The sequence below is a fragment of the Pseudomonas sp. FG1 genome (genome assembly GCF_034313875.1).
GTDB classification, from domain to species: Bacteria; Pseudomonadota; Gammaproteobacteria; order Pseudomonadales; family Pseudomonadaceae; genus Aquipseudomonas; species Aquipseudomonas veronii.
In genome coordinates this window covers 708,690-729,245 of sequence record NZ_JAVIWP010000001.1, presented here as the reverse complement: position 1 = coordinate 729,245, position 20,556 = coordinate 708,690, and the positions used below count along the sequence as shown (strand labels likewise).

Genomic DNA, 20,556 nt, shown 5'->3' with positions numbered 1-20,556 from the left:
AGCCTGTCGTAGCTACAGGCACCCCTTGGACTCTGGAGCATCATGGCCACGCACGACGACGGCAAGACCCCCAACCTGTCGAAGGAAGAGCAGCACGACGTCGACAAGAACCAGCCACCCCGCGCGGCGGTGCTGCATGAAATCATCCGTACCCAGGGCGACCAGGAACTGGAGCGCACGGTGGCGGCATTGTGGTGGTCGGCGCTGGCGGCCGGCCTGACCATGGGCCTGTCATTGATGGGCATGGGCCTGCTCAATTCGCGCCTGCCGGACGGTGAAGGGTTCAAAGTCATCGCCAGTTTCGGTTACTGCGCGGGCTTTTTGGCGGTGATTCTCGCGCGTCAGCAGTTGTTCACCGAAAACACCCTGACCGCAGTGCTGCCGGTGATGAGCAAACCGACCCTGGCCAATGCCGGGCGCTTGCTGCGGCTGTGGACGGTGGTGCTGGTGGGTAACCTGTGCGGCACCTTGCTGGTGGCTTATGTGATGCTGCACCTGCCGATCTTCGATACCAAGACCGATCAGGCCTTCCTTGAGATCGGACGCAAAGTCATGGAAAACGCCCCCGGCCAGATGTTCGCCAAGGGCATCGTTTCCGGCTGGATGATCGCCACCATGGTGTGGATGATTCCGTCGATGGAAAGCGCCAAGCTCTGGATCATCATCCTGATCACCTACTTGATGGCGCTGGGGGATTTCACCCACATCGTGGTCGGCTCGGCGGAAGTGTCTTACCTGGTATTTGCCGGTGAACTGCCGTGGAAGGATTTCTGGCTGATATTCGCCGGGCCGACCCTGGCCGGCAATATCATTGGCGGCAGCTGTATCTTTGCGCTGATCAGTCATGCGCAGATCCGCAGCGAAAGCAGCTTGCCGGGTAAGGTTGCAGCGGACCCGAGGCATCCGCAGCGGATCAATAAGGATCAGTGAGCGGCAGAATCAACGCGCTGCCGACACAACCCATGGCGGTTGGGGGTGTGCGTTTTGATGAGCTACGCTTGAGTGCTTTGGGCCATGCGGTTGGGCGCAGAGCCTGTGGCTGGATGCGGATCGGCATGTTCGTGATAAAGCGTTGATCGCCTTGATAAAACCAAAAAAGGAATGAGTGATGACTGTCGCTTTCTGGTGTGTATTGATTGCAATCTTTCTGCCGTACCTGTGTACCGGTGTGGCCAAATTCAGTGGCGGCAAGTTCGGGCCACGGCAGAACCATGACCCGCGTGCCTTCCTCGATACCCTGGAAGGCTTCGCCAAACGCGCCCATAACGCGCAGCTCAACAGCTTTGAAGTGACCCCGGCGTTTGCTGCCGCAGTGATCATCGCGCACCTGGCCGGCACCGCCGAACTGGTCACGATCAATGTCCTCGCGGTGCTGTTTATCACCAGCCGCCTGCTGTACATCATCTGCTACCTGGCGGACTGGGCCATCCTGCGCTCGTTGGTGTGGGCGGTGGGCATGGCGCTGATTGCGAGTTTCTTCTTCGTCTCGATCTAACGCTTGCCGCAGTGTGGGGGCTGGCTTGCCCCACACTGTCGATCAGCGTCTGTCAGGTGCCGGCCGGGGCATCCGGTACCTGGGGTAATGCGGCGCCCTTTGGCCACAACATCCAGATCTGCCCCTGCTGCTTCATATTCCCTGCCAGTTCGCCTGCGGCCGCCCCTGTGCCCCAGAACAAGTCTGCGCGCACTTCGCCGGTGATTGCGCCGCCAGTATCCTGCGCGGCGACGGGGCGCACGATCGGCGCACCGTCCGGGCGTGTGGTCGACAGCCACAACAAGCTGCCCAGCGGAATCACCTTGCGATCCACCGCCACGCTGTAGCCGGCGGTCAGCGGCACGTTCAGCGAGCCGCGAGGGCCTTCGTTGCTGTCGGGGCGGGCGCTGAAGAACACGTAGCTGGGGTTGCTCGCCAGCAGTTCCGGAATGCGCTGCGGATGCGCCTTGGCCCAGGCGCCGATGGCACCCATGGTCACGTCTTCTTTCTTCAGTTCGCCTTGCTCCACCAGCCAGCGGCCGATAGGACGGTAGGGGTAGCCGTTCTGGTCGCCATAGCCGATGCGCAATTGGCGCCCGCCTGCCAGTTGAATCCGCCCCGAACCCTGGATCTGCAGGAACTGCAGGTCCATCGGGTCGGTCAGCCAGGCGATCGGCTTGGCGGTGGAGCCTTGGCCGTTGATCGTGCTGGCGTCGTCATACGGCTTGAGTACACGACCTTCCAGGCGGCCGCGCAGGCGCTTGCCCTTGAGTTCCGGGTAGATGCTTTCGAGGTTGACGATGATCAGGTCGTCCGGCACGCCGTACACCGGCACATGGGCGGTGGGGGTTTCGGTCAGGCTGCCGGGGTAGACGGGTTCGTAGTAGCCGGTGATCAGGCCGTTCGGTGTGTTGTCGGCCGAGCGCAGGCCGAATACGTCCAGGCGTTCCTTGAGAAAACCGCGAACCGCCGCGGCATCGCCTGGCACCGCCGTTGCCGCCGCGCAGGTCGCGCCCCACACCGGGTCAGCCTTGAGGCGTTGGCAGGCGCTGCGCCAGGACTCAAACCCGGCCAGCAGTTCGCTGTCGGACACCGCCGGCAGGGCTTCCCACGGTGCGTTCACATAGGTGGCCACCGCATGGGGTTTGATTGTTTCATCTTTGTGCGTGTCCTTGCCCGCATCGCAGCCGGCCAGCACCGCGATCATCGGTAGAGCCCACGCCAGACGGCGGCTCCAGGGTTTCAAAGCGATATTCATACAAGCAATTCCTGAAGCGATTGCCCGTGCGTCGACGCGTTTGGGCAACCCTTATCGTTAATAGGGCTATTGGTCTTTGCGGGTGGGGCGAGGATACTGGCCGCCGTTTCCCGTGACCTCGAAGCCACCATGACTTTTAAAAAACTGACTGTTGTACTGCTGGCCTGCCTGGCGCTGTCCGCCTGTGGCGGCGTTGATCCGAATTCGCCCCTGGGCCAGCGCAAAGCGATCTTCAAGCAAATGCTCAAGACCGGCGAAGACCTGGGTGGCATGTTGCGTGGGCGCATCCCGTTCGACGGCGCGAAGTTCGCCGAAGGCGCGGTCAAGCTCGATGCGCTGTCCCATGAGCCATGGAAGCATTTTCCGAGCGTGCGTGAGGAAGACCACACCAGCGCCAAGGACGACGTCTGGCAAAAACAGGCGCAATTCCAGCAAATGGCCCGCGACCTCGAAGCGGCCACCGGTGAATTGGTGATCGCAAGCCAGGTGCAGCCTTACAAGGCCAGTAACCTTTCGCCTGCTGTGCAGAAAGTCGAAGATGCCTGCAGCGCCTGTCATAAGCAGTTCCGGGACCACTGACCGGTTTACTGGTCGAGTTCTTCCACCGCATCCTGCAGTGCTTTGCGCGACTCGGCCAGTTTGTCCTTGCGTTTGTTGATCTTGTCCGCGTCGCCTTTTTTCATCGCCTTGTCGAGGTCGGCCTGACGGCGGCTGACGTCATGCTTGGCGTCGAGCACTTTGTTTTCGCGTTCCTTTTTCAAGGTCGCCTCGTTGCAGTTGGCCGTGACTTCACTCAGGGCTTTCTCCAGGCCGGCCTGTTGCGCGCTGTCACCATGGGCCTTGGCCTGTTCGATCTGGGTGCTGATGGCCTGGCGCTTGGCGGCGCAGCCGGTCAGCGGGGTTGCTTCTTCGGCTGCCAGCAGCGGCGTCGCCATGAAGCATGCGACGGTCAGCAGGGCAAAAGGGGCTAAAAATTTCATATGGAGCTCCAAAGTCGCAATCTGATGGCCGGGTCGGGTTCAAAACCCGTCTATTCCAGCCACGCGTAGTGTCTCAGCCAAAGCCTGTATCTGCGGGTCGCGAAAAAAAGCGCTGAGTTGCGCCGCGCGGCCCGGGCCGATGCCATCCAGGGCCAGCCAGGCTTGGGTGTCCTTGGCAACCAGCGCCTGCCAGTCGCCTTCCAGGTTATTGCGTGCCGCAGGCGGTACACCCAGGGCTTTGAGCCATTGAGCGAAAGGCCGTTGCCGCGCGCTTTGGATACTGTCGAGCACCCGCGCACGGCTGCGATCGCCGAAGCCCTCAATGTTAGCAAGCTCTGCCGCATCGAGGGTCAACCAATCGAGGAAGCCTGCGATTAGACCGGCCTGGATCAATACGTTCCACGTCTCCCGGCCCATATGCGGCAGGCCCAGGCCCTGGTTGCCGCTCAACCAGGTCAGGCGCGACAGCAGCTGTTCTTCGCAGCCAGGGTCCAGTTGCCAGCAACTCAGGGCGTGAAAGTCCCGGGCGTTGGGGACTTGGATGTCCACTCGGGTCTCATTGCGCAGGACCACCTCGTCCAGTCGCGGGATGACCTGACCGGCGAGGCTGATGGCGACCTGGTCGCCGGGGCGGATATCCAGGGTTTTCCAGCGTTGCAGGGAGCCGGTGCTGACGCGGCTGATCTGCCGGTCGTCCAGGCGCACCGGTTCGAGTTCCAGGATAGGGGTGATGCGCCCGGTGCGGCCGATGTTGAACTGCACCTTGCGTACCAGCGCGAGGGCTTTGGCGGCGGGGTATTTCCAGGCGACTGCCCAGTAAGGCGCACTGACCTGCCAGCGCTTGGCGGGTGCGCGTGTGGCCTGGTGCAGCACGACGCCATCACTGGCAAAAGGCAGTGGATGGTTGTACCAGTAGGTGCGCCAGCGGGCGGCGCCGGCGATGTCCTGGATGGGCCGGCTGTAGCGTTGGCTGTCGATGAAGCCCCAGCCTGCCAGGGTGGCCAGGCGCTCGGTGAAGTCCGCCGGGCCGTCGGGCCAGGCCCAGACAAACAGACCGATCCCGGCGGCCTCGGCGTCGCTCAACTGTCGACGGTTCATCAAACCGGCCACCTTGCTGCGCGCATTGAGCCCGCCCAGGCTTGATTGCACATGGTCGTCGAGACGCCAATAGAGCTCACCTTGCAGCACCAGGTCGATGGGCTCCGGCAGTTGCTGGACGATACCGGGGATTTTTTTCGCGCAGGCCGACCAGTCCTGGCCGAGCAGGCCGTCGCCCCGGCTGATCACTTGGTGCAGGCGCCCCTGGCGGTACACCAGGCTCACGGCGACACCATCGACCTTAGGCTGGACCCACACATCTTGGCGAACCTGGAGCCATTCGCCGACGGCGTGTTCGTCGAGCAATTTGTCCAGGCCCGTATGGGCCACCGGGTGCGGCGAGGTGCCCCGTGAGCTGGCCAGAGGCTTGTCGGCCACCGCCGCCGGTTGCGGGAAACACCGCTGCCAGTGAGCCAGGCGCTGGCGGGCCTGGTCGTAGAGTTCGTCGCTGATGGGCGAATGGCCGAGCCGGTGGTAACTGTCGTCCCAGAGGCTGATTTGCCGAGCCAGCGGGCCGATTTGCGCCCGTGCGTCATCGGGGCACTCTTCAGCCCTGGCCAACCCGGTTAGAACACTGAGTAAAAGAACGATCAGCAAGCGCATCGGGAGCATCCTTGCTCGGTAAGGGGCGTTCAGCCTAAGGGATCTTCGCGCCCACAAAAAAGCCCCGACAGAGCGGGGCTTTTTACCGGGTGTTTCTGCTTACTTGAACAGACCACCCAGGGCTTTCACGGCATCGTTGTTTTCTGCCTTGGCCTGCTGCTTTTGCTGCTTGGCATCGACGTTGGCCTGGGACTCGGCGAGTTTGTTACAGCCTTTGTTGACCTGCTCCAGCGCGGCTTCGAAGGCCTTCACTTTCAACGCGTCATTCTTGGCATTGGCCGCGTCGATCTTGGTTTGCAGGTCTTTGGCATGCTGCTGGCAGTCGCCGGAGTTGCCGCCACCGAGCTGGGAGCTCAGTGCGCCACTCAGTGCGCTCAGGTCGGCGGCGTTCACCGGCAGGGCAAACAGGCTGAGCAGCAGGGCGGCAGGGGCGAGCGTGGAAATTTGCATGAAAACCTCAATGTCCGATTGCCTGCGCGCTGATGAGTCCCGGGCCGGCGCAGTGCAATATCCAGAATAAGGTGGAGGGCCCGAGAGGGCGCGGATTCTAGTGGGCCACTATTTAGCCTGCAAGGTTTGGATCCAAAAAATGTGAACACCGAGGCGAATCTCCCGACAATAAAAAGCCCCGCCGGGCGAACCCGGCAGGGCTTTGGGTAGCGCAAGCGATTACAGGCCGGCAGCGATACGCAGGTCGTTGGCGCGGTCGGTTTTTTCCCAGGTGAAGGTGGTGAAGGTGTCGTCGCCGACTGTCTTCTGCGCCGGGGTACGGCCGAAGTGGCCGTAGGCCGCGGTTTCCTGGTACATCGGGTGCAGCAGGTCGAGCATGGTGGTGATCGCGTAAGGGCGCAGGTCGAAGATCTCGCGCACCAGTTTGACGATCTTGTCATCGCTGATCTTGCCGGTGCCGAAGGTGTTCAGCGAGATCGACGTAGGCTGGGCCACGCCGATGGCGTAGGACACCTGAATCTCGCAACGCTCGGCCAGGCCAGCGGCGACGATGTTCTTGGCCACGTAGCGACCGGCGTAGGCCGCCGAACGGTCAACCTTGGATGGGTCTTTGCCGGAGAACGCGCCACCGCCGTGACGGGCCATGCCGCCATAGCTGTCGACGATGATCTTGCGCCCGGTCAGGCCGCAGTCGCCCACCGGGCCACCGATGATGAACTTGCCGGTCGGGTTGATGTGGAACTGGGTGTCCTTGTTCAGCAGTTCAGCCGGCAGCACGTGCTTGACGATCAGCTCCATCACGCCTTCGCGCAAGTCGGCGTAGGAAACGTCCGGGTTGTGCTGGGTCGACAGCACGACAGCATCGATACCGACCACTTTGCCGCCTTCATAACGGCACGTCACCTGGGACTTGGCGTCCGGACGCAGCCACGGCAGCAGGCCGGATTTGCGGGCTTCGGCCTGGCGCTGCACCAGTTGGTGCGAGAAGGTGATCGGCGCTGGCATCAGCACGTCGGTTTCGTTGCTGGCGTAGCCGAACATCAGGCCCTGGTCGCCGGCGCCCTGGTCTTCTGGCTTGGCGCGGTCGACACCCTGGTTGATGTCCGGGGACTGCTTGCCGATGATGTTCATCACGCCGCAGGTCGCGCCGTCAAAGCCGACGTTGGAGCTGTTATAGCCGATGTTGGTGATCACCTCGCGGACGATATGCTCCAGGTCGACCCAGGCCGTGGTGGTGACTTCGCCGGCGATGATCGCCACGCCCGTTTTCACCAGAGTCTCGCACGCCACACGGGCGAACTTGTCTTCAGCAATGATGGCGTCCAGCACCGCATCAGAAATCTGGTCGGCGATTTTGTCCGGATGCCCTTCAGACACGGACTCGGAGGTGAAAAGGGAGTATTCGCTCATCTCGATGTTTTCCTGATATTTACCGATGGTGAGTGTCGCCAGCCGGTCGCTGAAAATGGCGGACCTGGATCTGGAAACCATTACGTAAACCTACATAGAGGCTTTCCCCGGGAACGAGTCCCGCAGCGGTGGCCCAACGGGCCAGATCGTCCTGTTCAAAACCCAACCAGAGATCACCGCAGGCCTCCCTGGCCCAATTCTGGTTGTGGCTGCATAAATCTGTAACCAGCAGGCTACCGCCGGGTTGCAGCAAATTCGCCATCTGCTTGAGGGCGTCGGCGGGGGCGGCGAAATGGTGCAGGACCATGTTCAGCACCACGCAATCGGCCCGCAGGCTGGTGTCATTCAGGGCATCGGCCAACTGCAGGCTGACGTTGCCCAAGGCCTCGCGCTCGCACAGCTGGCGTGCCAGTTCGAGCATCGCCGGGCTGTTGTCCAGCGCCGTGACCTGTTGAAAGCGGCGCGCCAGTTCCGGCAAAAAGCCGCCATCGCCAGGCCCGACTTCCAGGGCCGTCGCTTTATGACTGAAGCTCAGCTTGTCCAACAACGCCAGTACACTTTCGCGATATTGCGGCAAGCCGGCGATCAGGTCTTGCTGGGCGCGAAACTTCTCGGCGACCCGTGAGAAAAAGTCCTGGCTGGCCGCCGCACGCTGCCCGTGAACCTGGCCGATGCGTGATTGCACGTCGCCGGGCAGGCTCAAGTTGTCCACTTCTTCCAGCAGCGCGCTGTGCAGCTTGCCGCCGAGCAACTCGGTGTGGGGCAGGGCACGGCGGTAAAAAATCGCATTGCCTTCGCGGCGGGTGGCCACCAGGTCGGCCTGGGCCAGGACCTTCAAGTGATGGCTCATGCCCGATTGGCCGATGGCGAAGATCTGCGCCAGTTCCAGCACGCCGAAGGAATCGTTGGCCAGCACCCGCAAGACGTTCAGGCGCAACGGATCGCCAGCGGCTTTGCATAAGGCTGCCAGTTCATCGCCATCGTCGGGACGCAGGGAGGGCACGGGTAGGTTCATAAGGCCAGCAGTCTAGTGACGGGTGGAAATCATCGCAAGGTCAATATCAAAAAGTTTTGATATTGGTCGATAAGTGGAGGTTATAAGCGAGCGCTATTCCCGTTAGACGAAGCGGCGGCAGGGTTCTGCAGGCGATTGCCGCGCAAACCACAGGAAAAACGCCCCCAAGTGACTATCTGTCATTGCCCGCAGGCGGTGGCTGAGGGAAAATGCCGGTCCTTTTTTCCGTTTCTTTTATTCAACCCTCAGGAGAACAGCGATGCCCAGCCGTCGTGAGCGTGCCAACGCCATTCGTGCCCTCAGCATGGATGCCGTGCAAAAAGCCAACAGCGGCCATCCCGGTGCCCCGATGGGCATGGCGGATATCGCCGAGGTACTCTGGCGTGACTACCTGAAACACAACCCGACCAACCCGTCTTTCGCCGACCGTGACCGCTTCGTGCTGTCCAACGGCCACGGCTCGATGCTGATCTACTCGCTGCTGCACCTGACCGGCTACGATCTGACCATCGACGATCTGAAAAACTTCCGCCAGTTGCACAGCCGTACCCCGGGTCACCCGGAATTCGGCTACACCCCAGGCGTCGAGACCACCACCGGTCCCCTGGGCCAAGGCCTGGCCAACGCCGTCGGTTTCGCCCTGGCTGAAAAAGTCCTGGGCGCGCAGTTCAACCGCCCCGGCCACCACATCGTCGACCACCACACCTACGTATTCCTGGGTGATGGCTGCATGATGGAAGGCATTTCCCACGAAGTCGCTTCTCTGGCCGGTACCTTGGGCCTGGGCAAGCTGATTGCCTTCTACGACGACAACGGCATCTCCATCGACGGCGAAGTCGAAGGCTGGTTCACCGACGACACCCCTAAGCGTTTCGAGGCCTATAACTGGCAGGTGATCCGCAACGTCGACGGCCACGACCCGGAAGAAATCAAGACCGCTATCGACACCGCCCGCAAGAGCGAGCAGCCGACCCTGATCTGCTGCAAGACCACCATCGGTTTCGGCTCGCCGAACAAGCAAGGCAAAGAAGACTGCCACGGCGCCCCGCTGGGTGACGCGGAAATCGCCCTGACCCGTGAAGCGCTGAAGTGGAACTACGGCCCGTTCGAAATCCCGGCCGACATCTACGCCGAATGGGATGCCAAGGAACAAGGCCTGGCCACCGAAGCCGAGTGGGACCAGCGTTTCGCCGCCTACTCCGCCGAATTCCCGGAGCTTGCCAATGAGCTGGTACGCCGCCTCGCCGGTGACCTGCCTGCCGACTTCGCGGAAAAAGCCTCGGCCTACATCGCCGAAGTCGCGGCCAAGGGCGAGACCATCGCCAGCCGTAAAGCCAGCCAGAACACCTTGAACGCCTTTGGCCCGCTGCTGCCTGAGTTCCTCGGCGGTTCGGCCGACCTGGCCGGTTCCAACCTGACCCTGTGGAAAGGTTGCAAAGGTGTCTCCGCCGAAGACGCCAGCGGTAACTACATGTACTACGGCGTGCGCGAATTCGGCATGAGCGCGATCATGAACGGCGTGTCCCTGCATGGCGGTCTGGTGCCTTACGGCGCGACCTTCCTGATGTTCATGGAATACGCGCGCAACGCAGTGCGTATGGCCGCGCTGATGAAGAAACGCGTGATCCACGTGTACACCCACGACTCCATCGGCCTGGGCGAAGACGGCCCGACCCACCAGCCGGTCGAGCAATTGACCAGCCTGCGCACCACGCCGAACCTGGATTGCTGGCGCCCAGCCGACGCGGTCGAATCCGCCGTGGCCTGGAAACACGCGATCGAGCGAAAGGACGGCCCTTCGGCGCTGATCTTCTCCCGTCAGAACCTGCAACATCAGGTTCGCACTGACGCGCAGATCGCTGACATCAGCCGTGGTGGCTATGTGCTCAAGGACTGCATCGGCGAGCCGGAGCTGATCCTGATCTCCACCGGTTCCGAAGTCGGCCTGACCGTTCAGGCCTACGACAAGCTGACTGCCCAGGGCCGCAACGTGCGCGTGGTGTCCATGCCTTGCACCAGCGTGTTCGAAGCCCAGGACGCCGACTACAAGCAATCGGTGTTGCCGCTGCAGGTCAGCGCGCGTATCGCCATCGAAGCGGCTCACGCCGACTACTGGTACAAGTACGTGGGCCTGGAAGGCCGCGTGATCGGCATGACCACCTACGGTGAGTCGGCGCCGGCGCCAGCCTTGTTCGAAGAGTTCGGTTTCACCCTGGAAAACATCCTGGGTCAGGCTGAAGAGCTGCTGGAAGACTAAAAGCGCGAACGCGGTGGCCAACTGGCTGCTGCACACAGATGTGCGGTGGCGACTGCCCATCGCACCCACTGTAGGAGCGAGCTTGCTCGCGAAGAACGAGAGAGCGCCGCGTCAAACCAGAGACGCTGCGTTATCGTTGACGATCTTCGCGAGCAAGCTCGCTCCTACATTGGTTAGATGGTTTGTGTCGCCCACACTGCGAGAACCCCATGCCCCAACCGCGTCCCTACAAAGTTGCACTCAACGGCTACGGCCGTATTGGTCGTTGCGTCTTGCGTGCTCTGTTCGAGCGAGGGGCGGCGGCCGGGTTTGAGATTGTCGCGATCAACGATTTGGCCGACATGGCCAGCATCGAATACCTGACACGCTTTGACTCCACCCACGGCCGGTTCCCCGGCGAAGTGCGGGTGGAAGGCGATTGTCTGCATATCAAGGGCGACTGCGTGAAAGTGCTGCGCAGTGCCACCCCCGAGGGCATCGACTGGGCGGCGCTGGGCGTCGACCTGGTGTTGGAATGCTCCGGTGCCTATAACACCCGTGCCGACGGCCAGCGTTTTCTCGATGCCGGCGCGCCGCGTGTGCTGTTTTCCCAGCCGATGGCCAGCGAGGCGGATGTCGACGCTACCATCGTCTACGGCATCAACCAGGATTGCCTGACCGGCGCTGAGCGGCTGGTGTCCAACGCTTCCTGCACCACCAACTGCAGCGTGCCGTTGTTGCGCCTGCTGGACCAGGCGATCGGCGTGGACTACGTGTCGATCACCACCATCCACTCGGCGATGAACGACCAGCCGGTGATCGACGCGTATCACCATGAAGACCTGCGCCGCACGCGTTCGGCGTTTCAGTCGGTGATTCCGGTGTCCACCGGTCTGGCGCGTGGCATCGAACGGCTGTTGCCGGAACTTGCCGGGCGAATTCAGGCCAAAGCCGTGCGGGTGCCGACGGTGAACGTTTCATGCCTGGACATCACCATGCAAACCGTCAGCGACACCGATGCGGTGGAGGTCAACCGGATTCTGCGCGACGCCGCCACCAGCGGCCCGCTCAAAGGTTTGCTGGCCTACACTGAGTTGCCCCACGCCAGTTGTGATTTCAACCATGACCCGCATTCGGCGATTGTCGATGCCAGCCAGACCCGCGTTTCCGGCCCGAGGCTGGTGAATATCCTGGCCTGGTTCGACAACGAATGGGGGTTTGCCAACCGAATGCTGGACGTCGCAGAACACTATCTGCAAACAGCCTCTCCAAAACTTTAGCCTCAGGAATTGCCACCCATGACCGTGTTGAAGATGACCGACCTCGATCTGCAAGGTAAACGCGTACTGATTCGCGAAGACCTCAACGTCCCAGTCAAGGACGGTGTTGTCACCAGCGATGCGCGAATCCTGGCCTCGCTGCCGACCATCAAGCTGGCCCTGGAAAAAGGTGCGGCCGTGATGGTCTGCTCCCACCTGGGTCGTCCGACCGAAGGTGAGTTCTCGGCCGAAAACAGCCTCAAGCCTGTGGCCGATTACCTGAGCAAGGCCCTGGGCCGCGACGTGCCGCTGGTGGCTGACTACCTCGGCGGCGTCGACGTGAAAGCCGGCGACGTCGTGCTGTTCGAAAACGTGCGCTTCAACAAGGGCGAGAAAAAGAACAGTGACGAACTGGCCCAGCAATACGCCGCCCTGTGCGACGTGTTCGTGATGGACGCCTTCGGCACCGCCCACCGTGCTGAAGGTTCGACCCACGGCGTGGCCAAGTTCGCCAAGGTCGCTGCCGCCGGCCCGTTGCTGGCTGCCGAGCTGGACGCGCTGGGCAAGGCCCTGAAGGCGCCGGCCCAACCAATGGCGGCCATCGTGGCCGGTTCCAAAGTCTCCACCAAGCTGGATGTGCTCAACAGCCTGAGCCAGGTCTGCAACCAGCTGATCGTCGGCGGCGGCATTGCCAACACCTTCCTGGCTGCAGCCGGTCACCCGGTGGGCAAGTCGCTGTACGAGCCGGACCTGCTGGACACCGCTCGCGCCATCGCGGCCAAGGTCAGCGTGCCGCTGCCGGTGGACGTGGTCGTGGCCAAGGAATTTGCCGAAAGCGCTGAAGCCACCGTCAAGCTTATCGATGACGTGGCCGCTGACGACATGATCCTGGACATCGGCCCGCAAACTGCAGCCAACTTCGCGCAATTGCTGAAAGCCTCCCGGACCATCCTGTGGAACGGCCCGGTCGGCGTGTTCGAGTTCGACCAGTTCGGCAACGGCACCAAAGTGCTGGCCAAGGCCATTGCCGAAAGCTCGGCATTCTCCATCGCTGGCGGCGGCGACACCCTGGCGGCCATCGATAAATATGGCGTTGCCGACCAGATCTCCTACATTTCCACCGGTGGCGGCGCGTTCCTCGAGTTCGTCGAAGGCAAGGTCCTGCCGGCGGTTGAAGTCCTGGAAAGCCGAGCCAAAGGCTGAGGCAGATCAGGAAAAGGAGCCTTCCCATGATCAAGTCGTTGGCACTGGTGATCGCAGCGGGCCTGTTGGCCGGCTGCGGCAGCACGCCGAGCGCGGCGCCGGCGCCTGGAAAGGCGCTGCCGGCGCAGAAAAAAAGCTGCTACCAAGCCGATTGGCAAGCCGAGACCATGCCGGTGATCAACAAGCGCATGGGCAACGAACGGCTGGAGAAATACGACTCTGCGCCCAACGGTCAGGAACAGGGTTGCCCTTGAAGGGTCTGATCAACTAACCGACTGCAACGCAGGCCCAAGGCCTGCGTGCGAGGATTGGCAATGAAAGGCGTTTTCGCCCTGGCAGCACTGGCGTTACTGGCCGGTTGCAGCAGCATGAACATGTTCAACAAGGCAGAGCCTGCCGACAAATGGACGACCTGGACCTGCGACAGCAAGGCCGAGGTCAACTGGCGCTTTGCCAACCCGGCCCGCACCGAAGTGGATGTCCGCCTCGGCGGCTCGACCCAGGTTTACCGCCTCAAGCAGGATGTGGCGGCATCGGGTGTGCTCTACAGCAACGATCAGTTGGCGTTTCACACAAAAGGTGAGGAAGGCCTGGTTTACTGGGTGGCCACGGACGATCTGATCGGACGTGGCTGCAAGGCCCAGTAAACAGAACACGGTCTCAACATTAATGAGACCAAAATGTGGGAGGGGCTTGCCCCCGATAGCGTTGGGTCAGCCACTCGCGATGTCGACAGGTAAATCGCCGTCGCGGGCAAGCCCCCTCCCACATTGATACGGTTTCAAAGTGATGTCGGCGTTGAGTCCGGCTCACAAAAAACGATTCAGCAGGCCAGGTATGCAAAGCCTGACCGGCAATAACTTGAATAGCAGCCGCCGCTACGGCAGGCTTGCACGATTAACGACCCTCGACCGGGAGAGACAACACAATGGCACTTATCAGCATGCGTCAAATGCTGGACCACGCAGCCGAGTTCGGCTACGGCGTCCCAGCCTTTAACGTCAACAACCTTGAGCAGATGCGCGCCATCATGGAAGCCGCTGACAAGACCGACTCCCCAGTGATCGTCCAGGCTTCGGCCGGTGCGCGTAAATACGCCGGCGCCCCGTTCCTGCGTCACCTGATCCTCGCCGCGATCGAAGAATTCCCGCACATCCCGGTGTGCATGCACCAGGATCACGGCACCAGCCCGGACGTGTGCCAGCGTTCCATCCAACTGGGCTTCAGCTCGGTGATGATGGACGGCTCCCTCGGCGAAGACGGCAAGACCCCGACCGACTACGAGTACAACGTGCGCGTCACCCAACAAACCGTGGCCATGGCTCACGCCTGCGGCGTCTCGGTTGAAGGTGAGCTGGGCTGCCTGGGTTCCCTGGAAACCGGCATGGCTGGCGAAGAAGACGGCATCGGCGCCGAAGGCGTGCTGGATCACAGCCAGATGCTGACCGACCCGGAAGAAGCCGCCGACTTCGTCAAGAAGACCCAGGTCGACGCCCTGGCCATCGCCATCGGCACCAGCCACGGCGCCTACAAGTTCACCAAGCCGCCTACCGGCGACGTGCTGGCCATCGACCGCATCAAGGAAATCCACAAGCGCATCCCCAACACCCACCTGGTGATGCACGGTTCTTCCTCGGTGCCGCAAGAGTGGCTGGCGATCATCAACCAGTACGGCGGCGACATCAAAGAAACCTACGGCGTACCGGTTGAAGAAATCGTCGAAGGCATCAAATACGGCGTGCGCAAGGTCAACATCGACACCGACCTGCGCCTGGCATCCACCGGCGCGATGCGTCGCCTGATGGCCACCAACCCGAGCGAATTCGACCCACGTAAATTCTTCGGCGCCACCGTGACCGCGATGCGCGATGTGTGTATCGCACGTTATGAAGCGTTTGGTACTGCGGGCAATGCTTCGAAGATCAAGCCGATCTCCCTGGAAGCGATGTACCAGCGTTACCTGAAAGGTGAGTTGAACGCTAAGGTGAACTAAGCCTCAAGCGTTTAAAAAGAAGCCCGCAGCGATGCGGGCTTTTTTTGCGGCTGGAATTTGATCAGCTTGCAGGCGTGTAGGACCAGCACCGAGTCCTAAGGCTACACAGGGGAACGGCGTTTACCAGGGCGTGCTCATTGTGCTGATCAGACAATCCCTGCTCGTAATGAGGCCAATCCGTTCACTCGTGATCAATATCCAACTTCGCAAACGTCACCTTCGCCCCTTCCTTGCTATCCCCGCTATTGTCCTGCACATACGCCCCCGCCTTGAAATACAGCGGCTTGCTGCCCCAGGCCGCGCCAATGCGCTCATTCCACTGCCCGTCGGCTGCTACGACACTGAGCAACCCGGCTTTGTTGAGGTTGATCACGTAGGTAAAACTCTTCTCCAGCGGCACATTGGAGGCGACGATGATCACCCGGCTTTCATCGTCGTCCGGGCGCATGCGGACCTTGGCGACAATGTTGCCGGTCTGGGTTTTTTCCTTGAACTGGTATTCCACCTTGATCAAGGGTTTCTGGCTGTCGTAGGCGTGGATCTGGCCGATGACGATTTTCCCGGAGGAGGGCACCTGGTTGACGGCCAGCGTGGCGCGCAGATAATTGTCGGCTTCGGGGTAGGTCCAGTTGCGCAGACGCCCGTCGGCGTAGGTTTCGCGCAGTTCGCTGCGGGGGTAAATGGCGTTCTCGGTACGTGTGCCGGTGACGGGTGTCCAGAATTGCACGTTGCTGCCTTCGGCCTGGAAATATTGGTCATTGAAGCCACTCATCAGCTTCGGGGTGTTGATGGTCGCGGGAGGCGAGCCGACCGGAATGCTCAGGTTCCAAGTGGAAAGATCAATCATGGCGTAGGCCTTTTTACAGATAGGTATAGGCTTTGGCCCTTGGGCCAGACAGCATCTTTATAGGCGGTAGTCCGCCGCTTGTTAATGAATGCCTGGCAAATTATTGACGCCAAGGGAATGTCAAAAAGCCATGTTCCCCATGAACCGTGGGCTGCAGGGGTTGACCGTTAGTCGGCTTAGCAGTCTTTGGTGCGATGATGGCCCCCGCTTCACTTCTGATTTTTGGGAACCAAGGCTAGAGTGAGACCTCAGTGCTTGCCCGGGTTTTCTGTCAGAACTGACCGGTGCGGTACCTTAAGGAAGAGACGTAGCATGGAATGCGCTCCACACCAAGGCGATGGCGGTTCGGTTCTTCTGGTGGTCGATGACTACCCGGAAAATCTGATTAGCATGCGCGCCCTTTTGCAAGGTGATGACTGGCAGGTGGTGACCGCCGGTTCCGGCCTGGAGGCTCTGGAACTGTTGCTCCAGCACGAGGTAGACCTGGTGCTGCTCGACGTGATGATGCCCGGCATGGACGGTTTTGAAGTCGCCCGCCTGATGCGCGGCAGCCAGCGCACGCGCATGACGCCGATCATCTTTCTCAGCGCGAATGCGCAATCGCCGGCCGCCGTGCTGGAAGGTTATGCCAGCGGCGCCATCGATTACCTGTTTAAACCCTTCGACCCGCATATCCTCAAGCCCAAGGTCCAGGCGTTGCTGGAGCAGCAGCGCACCCGTCGGGCGTTGCAGCGCCTGAGCCATGACCTGGAGTCCGCCCGCGCCTTCAATGCCTCGGTGCTGGACAACGCCGCCGAAGGCATCCTCGTGGTGAGTGATGCGGGCGTGATCGAGTACGCCAACCCGGCGATTTCGCGCCTGCTCAATGCCACGCACGATGAGCTCAAGGGCAAGGATTTTTTGAGTTTCCTGCAAAAACCCCATGTGCCTGCCTGGCTGGAATCGCAGATGTACGCCGGTTTCCGTCAAGGCCAAACCTGGCGTTTGCATGATGCGATCTTGCGTACCGGCCGCGGTCAGCAGGTGCCGGTGGCGCTCTCTTGTGCGCCGTTGCCCGCCGAGCAGAAGGCCATGGTGGTGACCGTGTTGGACATGTCCGAGGTCTGCCACCTGCATCAGCAACTGGAGTTCCAGGCGGTGACCGACCCGCTGACCGGGTTGTTGAACCGTCGTGGCTTTTACCAGGCCGTGGAAAACTCCCTGCTGCGCAGCGATCGCACCGAGCAGTCGCTGGTCTTGTTGTACCTGGACCTCGACGGCTTCAAACGGGTCAACGACTCGCTGGGGCATGACGCGGGTGATCGGGTGCTGCGCTGGGTTTCGGAACAGTTGCAGAGCTGCCTGCGTTCCTACGACATTCTCGGACGCATGGGTGGGGATGAATTCACGGCGTTGTTGGAACTGGAGTTCCCCGAACAGGCGGCGAAGATTGCGGAAAAACTGATCGAGCGGGTGTCTGTTTGCCAACAGGTGGATGGCTTGGAGGTGATGCTCGGGGTCAGCATCGGCATCGCGACTTTTCCGGATTGCGGCTCGGACTTGGGCGGCCTGTTGCGTGCGGCTGACATCGCCATGTATGAGGCCAAGCGTGCGGGGCGTCAGCAATATCGCTATTACGATCAGGAAATGAACGGTCGTGCCCGCTCGCGGCTGATGCTCGAGGACAGCGTGCGCAACGCCATTCAGAACAAGGATTTCACCCTGGTGTACCAGCCCCAGGTGTCTCTGGAGGACGGCCATCTGCGCGGCGTCGAGGCGTTGTTGCGCTGGCAGCACCCGAGTGTCGGCGATGTACCGCCGGGGCTGTTTTTGCCTCTGCTGGAAGAGGCGCGGCTGATCAGCCAGTTGAGTGCCTGGATCTACCACCAGGTCGCCGCTCAGCGTCAGGTGTGGCAAGCCATGTTCGAGGATGAACTGGTGTTGAGCGTGAGCCTGAGCAGCAGCCAGTTCAACATGCCCAACCTGGCGAGCCAACTGCAGCAGGTACTCGACCGACATGGGTTGCAGGGGCGCCAGTTGGAGGTGGAAATCGGCGAGGACAGCCTGATGCATAACCTCGAAGCGTCCGCCAAGCAGTTCAAGTTACTGCGCGCGGTCGGGGTACGCATCGCCCTGGATGACTTCGGTTCCGGCCACTGTTCCCTGGCCCATCTGCGCGACCTGCCATTCGACACACTCAAGCTGGACCGCCAATTGGTCGCGGGCCTGCCGGGCTCGGCGCGGGATGCGGCGATGGCCCGTAGCATTATCGAGTTGTGCGGGCATTTCGGTGTGCTGGTAGTCGCCGAGGGCGTAGAGACGCTGGAGCAAGCCCAGTGGCTCAAGGCCAATGGTTGCCCGTTTGTCCAGGGGCCATGGGCGGCCCCACCGTTGATGGCCGGGGCGGTGGTCGACTGGTTGCGCGCCCGTTCCTGCTGAATTCGCTACACTGGCGCCCATTCGAACCCTGTTGCAGACCTCAATGACCGCGCTGAAATACCTCCAGGCCTATCCCGCTGCCCTTCAGGAGCAAGTGCGCCAACTGATCGCCAAGGACCAGTTGGGCGCCTACCTGGAGCAGCGTTACCCCGAACGTCACGCCGTGCAGAGCGACAAGGCCCTGTATGCCTACGCGCTGGCCTTGAAACAGGAGCACCTGCGCAACGCGCCGGCTATCGACAAAGTGCTGTTCGATAACCGCCTCGACCTGACCCACCGTGCCCTCGGCCTGCACACCACGATTTCGCGGGTGCAGGGCGGCAATCTGAAGTCCAAGAAAGAAATCCGGATCGCCGCGCTGTTCAAGGAGGCCGCCCCGGAATTTCTGCGCATGATCGTGGTACACGAACTGGCGCACTTCAAGGAATCGGACCACAACAAAGCGTTCTACAAACTCTGTGAGTACATGATGCCGGGCTACCATCAGGTGGAATTCGACCTGCGCGTGTACCTCACGTATCGCGACCTGCAGGGCAAACCCTGACTTTCCAAGGCGGTTGACCATGGATGTGAGCAAGACCAAGAGCAGCTTCTACCGCCGCCTGTACGTGGCGTATCTGATCGACAGCCAGCAGGCCAGCAGCGTGCCGGCGCTGACCGAGGTGACGGGCATGCCCCGGCGCACCGCGCAGGACACGATTGCGGCATTGGCGGATCTGGATATCGTCTGCGAGTTTGAGCAGGAAGACGGCGCGCGCAATCATGCGGGGTGCTATCGGATTCGCGACTGGGGCGCGATCGACCGGCGGTGGATCGAGGCGAATCTGGCGTCGATCAAACAGGTCTTGGGTTATCCCTGAGGCTTGGCGGTCAGCTGGGCTGACGCTATCGCGAGCAAGCCCGCTCGCGATGGGGCCATCAGGCGCGCCGCATGCCGATGTGCGGAATGTCGTCCTCAAGGTATTCCTCACCCGCCACCAAAAAACCATACCGCGCGTAATACCCCTGCAAATGCGCCTGGGCTGAGAGAAAGATCGGCGTCTCTGGCCAGATATCGTCAATCTGCTTGAGGGTTTCCTCCATCAGCAGATGCCCCAGCCCGGTGCCGCGTGCCATCGGTGCCACGATCACCCGGCCGATCACCACATCCCCGGCCTGGGTCTCCGGGTCCAGCAGGCGCAGGTAGGCCACCAGGTCGTCGCCTTTCCAGGCCATCAGATGGTGGGTATCGCCTTGCAGGTCCTGCCCGTCGATGTCCTGGTAGACGCACTTTTGCTCGACAACGAAGACCTCGCTGCGCAGGCGCAGAATGGCGTACAGCTGTTCCTTGCCCAGGTCGTTGTGATGTTTGCAGACCCATTCGACTGTCATGGTGTGGTTCTCTTGGAAGTGTCTGTCCCGGATAGTAAGCGCGGCGGGCACTTCTGTCTAAATCGACTGTTTGGATCAGTGACATCAATCCGCCATCATTGTATGCATTCAGCGGCGGGTTCTTTGTGTAATCTGAGCTACTGTTACATCCTCAGGCACCGCCTGAGCCAGGGCCACCGCCTGCCTGCCAAGGACTTTAAGCATGCCGCGATTCTCTCGTGCCGTTGCTTTGATTGGAATGTTGTTGCTGGCCCAGCCGGCGTTCGCACAGCGTCTGCGCCTGGTGGCAGATGCCTGGCCACCCTTTACCGATGCCACCTTGATCAATGGTGGGCTGGCTACCGATATTGTCAGCACAGCCTTGGCCCGCGCCGGTTATGCCAGTGATTTCGAGCAGGTGCCCTGGGCTCGCGCGTTGATGGGGGTCGGCGATGGGCGCTACGACGTGGTGGTCAACGCCTGGTATGACGAGGCCCGCACGCGCCTGGGGCAGTTTTCCGCTGAATACCTGATCAACCGCCTGGTTTTTATCAAGCGTCGCGACGATCCCATCGAGTTCCAGAACCTTGAGCAACTGCACAACTATCCCATCGCCGTGGTGCGGGGGTATGCGTATTCCGCGGCGTTCGACCAGGACACGCAGTTACAGAAAGTCCCGGTACACAACTTCGCCATGGCGGTGCGGATGCTCGTTGCGCGCCGGGTACGCCTGACGGTGGAGGACGAATTCGTTGCCCGTTATTACCTGGCGCAGGAGTCGGCGCGGGTGCGCAATGCGGTGGAGTTTTTGCCGCAGCCGTTGAGTGAAAACAGCCTGCATATTCTGGTCAGTCTGAAGAACCCCGAGCATGAGCAGATCGTTGCCGGTTTTGACCGCGAGATTGCCAAGATGAAGGCCGACGGCAGTTATGCGCGGTTGATGAAGCAGCACGGCATGTAAT

The 20,556-nt window shown here is 61.3% G+C and carries 21 protein-coding genes; 13 read left to right on the top strand and 8 right to left on the bottom strand.

Going from position 1 to position 20,556, the window contains the following annotated elements; genetic code table 11:
* Positions 1-42: 42 nt before the first annotated feature.
* The gene (locus RGV59_RS03425) at positions 43-930 is read left to right on the top strand and encodes a formate/nitrite transporter family protein (protein WP_017844965.1); all 888 of its coding nucleotides are present in this window, start codon (positions 43-45) and stop codon (positions 928-930) included.
* Between the two features lie 178 nt (positions 931-1,108).
* Complete coding sequence (locus RGV59_RS03420; protein WP_046381781.1) at positions 1,109-1,495, top strand: MAPEG family protein; 387 nt, start codon at positions 1,109-1,111, stop codon at positions 1,493-1,495.
* A gap of 52 nt (positions 1,496-1,547) precedes the next feature.
* Here RGV59_RS03420 and RGV59_RS03415 read toward each other — a convergent pair whose 3' ends face one another.
* Positions 1,548-2,732, bottom strand: a complete 1,185-nt coding sequence (locus RGV59_RS03415) for a murein transglycosylase A (RefSeq protein ID WP_046381782.1) — start codon at positions 2,730-2,732, stop codon at positions 1,548-1,550.
* 129 nt (positions 2,733-2,861) lie between these two features.
* On the opposite strand from RGV59_RS03415, the gene RGV59_RS03410 reads away from it, so the two are divergent.
* Positions 2,862-3,311, top strand: a complete 450-nt coding sequence (locus RGV59_RS03410) for a c-type cytochrome (RefSeq protein WP_017844962.1) — start codon at positions 2,862-2,864, stop codon at positions 3,309-3,311.
* A 5-nt stretch (positions 3,312-3,316) separates the two neighbouring features.
* On the opposite strand, the gene RGV59_RS03405 is transcribed toward RGV59_RS03410, so the two are convergent.
* From RGV59_RS03405 to RGV59_RS03385, 5 genes are all read right to left on the bottom strand, one after another.
* Positions 3,317-3,712 carry a DUF1090 domain-containing protein gene (locus RGV59_RS03405; protein ID WP_046487954.1) on the bottom strand — a complete coding sequence of 132 codons (396 nt, stop codon included), beginning with the start codon at positions 3,710-3,712 and terminating at the stop codon, positions 3,317-3,319.
* A 39-nt stretch (positions 3,713-3,751) separates the two neighbouring features.
* Positions 3,752-5,413, bottom strand: a complete 1,662-nt coding sequence (ligB, locus tag RGV59_RS03400) for an NAD-dependent DNA ligase LigB (protein WP_017844960.1) — start codon at positions 5,411-5,413, stop codon at positions 3,752-3,754.
* Positions 5,414-5,512: 99 nt separating this feature from the next.
* A complete protein-coding gene (locus RGV59_RS03395; RefSeq protein ID WP_017844959.1) occupies positions 5,513-5,863 on the bottom strand; it encodes a DUF1090 family protein in 351 nt (116 codons plus the stop codon).
* Positions 5,864-6,082: 219 nt separating this feature from the next.
* The gene (metK, locus tag RGV59_RS03390) at positions 6,083-7,273 is read right to left on the bottom strand and encodes a methionine adenosyltransferase (protein ID WP_017844958.1); all 1,191 of its coding nucleotides are present in this window, start codon (positions 7,271-7,273) and stop codon (positions 6,083-6,085) included.
* 19 nt (positions 7,274-7,292) lie between these two features.
* Entirely contained in the window at positions 7,293-8,288 is a 996-nt protein-coding gene (locus RGV59_RS03385; RefSeq protein WP_026139787.1) for an ArsR/SmtB family transcription factor, read from the bottom strand.
* A 259-nt stretch (positions 8,289-8,547) separates the two neighbouring features.
* On the opposite strand from RGV59_RS03385, the gene tkt reads away from it, so the two are divergent.
* The 6 genes from tkt (at position 8,548) to fba (ending at position 14,979) form a co-directional block, all read left to right on the top strand.
* Positions 8,548-10,545: a transketolase gene (tkt, locus tag RGV59_RS03380; RefSeq protein ID WP_017844956.1), complete on the top strand. Its 1,998-nt coding sequence runs from the start codon at positions 8,548-8,550 to the stop codon at positions 10,543-10,545.
* A 209-nt stretch (positions 10,546-10,754) separates the two neighbouring features.
* Positions 10,755-11,804: an erythrose-4-phosphate dehydrogenase gene (gene epd, locus RGV59_RS03375; RefSeq protein WP_017844955.1), complete on the top strand. Its 1,050-nt coding sequence runs from the start codon at positions 10,755-10,757 to the stop codon at positions 11,802-11,804.
* An 18-nt stretch (positions 11,805-11,822) separates the two neighbouring features.
* Positions 11,823-12,986 carry a phosphoglycerate kinase gene (locus tag RGV59_RS03370; RefSeq protein ID WP_017844954.1) on the top strand — a complete coding sequence of 388 codons (1,164 nt, stop codon included), beginning with the start codon at positions 11,823-11,825 and terminating at the stop codon, positions 12,984-12,986.
* A 26-nt stretch (positions 12,987-13,012) separates the two neighbouring features.
* Positions 13,013-13,240 (top strand): hypothetical protein, encoded by a 228-nt coding sequence (locus tag RGV59_RS03365; RefSeq protein ID WP_017844953.1) that lies wholly within the window; start codon positions 13,013-13,015, stop codon positions 13,238-13,240.
* Positions 13,241-13,300: 60 nt separating this feature from the next.
* Positions 13,301-13,633 carry an MliC family protein gene (locus RGV59_RS03360; RefSeq protein WP_017844952.1) on the top strand — a complete coding sequence of 111 codons (333 nt, stop codon included), beginning with the start codon at positions 13,301-13,303 and terminating at the stop codon, positions 13,631-13,633.
* A gap of 281 nt (positions 13,634-13,914) precedes the next feature.
* Positions 13,915-14,979, top strand: a complete 1,065-nt coding sequence (gene fba / locus RGV59_RS03355) for a class II fructose-bisphosphate aldolase (RefSeq protein ID WP_003177554.1) — start codon at positions 13,915-13,917, stop codon at positions 14,977-14,979.
* A 181-nt stretch (positions 14,980-15,160) separates the two neighbouring features.
* Here the strand turns inward: fba and RGV59_RS03350 are convergent, their stop codons facing one another.
* Positions 15,161-15,826, bottom strand: a complete 666-nt coding sequence (locus RGV59_RS03350; RefSeq protein WP_102617721.1) for a polysaccharide lyase family 7 protein — start codon at positions 15,824-15,826, stop codon at positions 15,161-15,163.
* Between the two features lie 312 nt (positions 15,827-16,138).
* Here RGV59_RS03350 and RGV59_RS03345 point away from each other — a divergent pair, with 312 nt between their 5' ends.
* From RGV59_RS03345 to RGV59_RS03335, 3 genes are read left to right on the top strand one after another with little or no spacing between them, the layout of a single operon-like run.
* Complete coding sequence (locus RGV59_RS03345; protein ID WP_017844950.1) at positions 16,139-18,244, top strand: putative bifunctional diguanylate cyclase/phosphodiesterase; 2,106 nt, start codon at positions 16,139-16,141, stop codon at positions 18,242-18,244.
* A gap of 43 nt (positions 18,245-18,287) precedes the next feature.
* On the top strand, positions 18,288-18,788 hold the full coding sequence (locus RGV59_RS03340; RefSeq protein WP_010207148.1) for a M48 family metallopeptidase: 501 nt from the start codon (positions 18,288-18,290) through the stop codon (positions 18,786-18,788).
* Positions 18,789-18,807: 19 nt separating this feature from the next.
* Positions 18,808-19,104, top strand: a complete 297-nt coding sequence (locus tag RGV59_RS03335) for a winged helix-turn-helix domain-containing protein (RefSeq protein WP_017844949.1) — start codon at positions 18,808-18,810, stop codon at positions 19,102-19,104.
* Positions 19,105-19,162: 58 nt separating this feature from the next.
* Here the strand turns inward: RGV59_RS03335 and RGV59_RS03330 are convergent, their stop codons facing one another.
* Positions 19,163-19,615, bottom strand: coding sequence for a GNAT family N-acetyltransferase (locus RGV59_RS03330; RefSeq protein WP_017844948.1), 453 nt, complete (start codon positions 19,613-19,615; stop codon positions 19,163-19,165).
* Between the two features lie 202 nt (positions 19,616-19,817).
* On the opposite strand from RGV59_RS03330, the gene RGV59_RS03325 reads away from it, so the two are divergent.
* A complete protein-coding gene (locus tag RGV59_RS03325) occupies positions 19,818-20,555 on the top strand; it encodes a substrate-binding periplasmic protein (protein WP_046487940.1) in 738 nt (245 codons plus the stop codon).
* Position 20,556 lies beyond the last annotated feature (1 nt).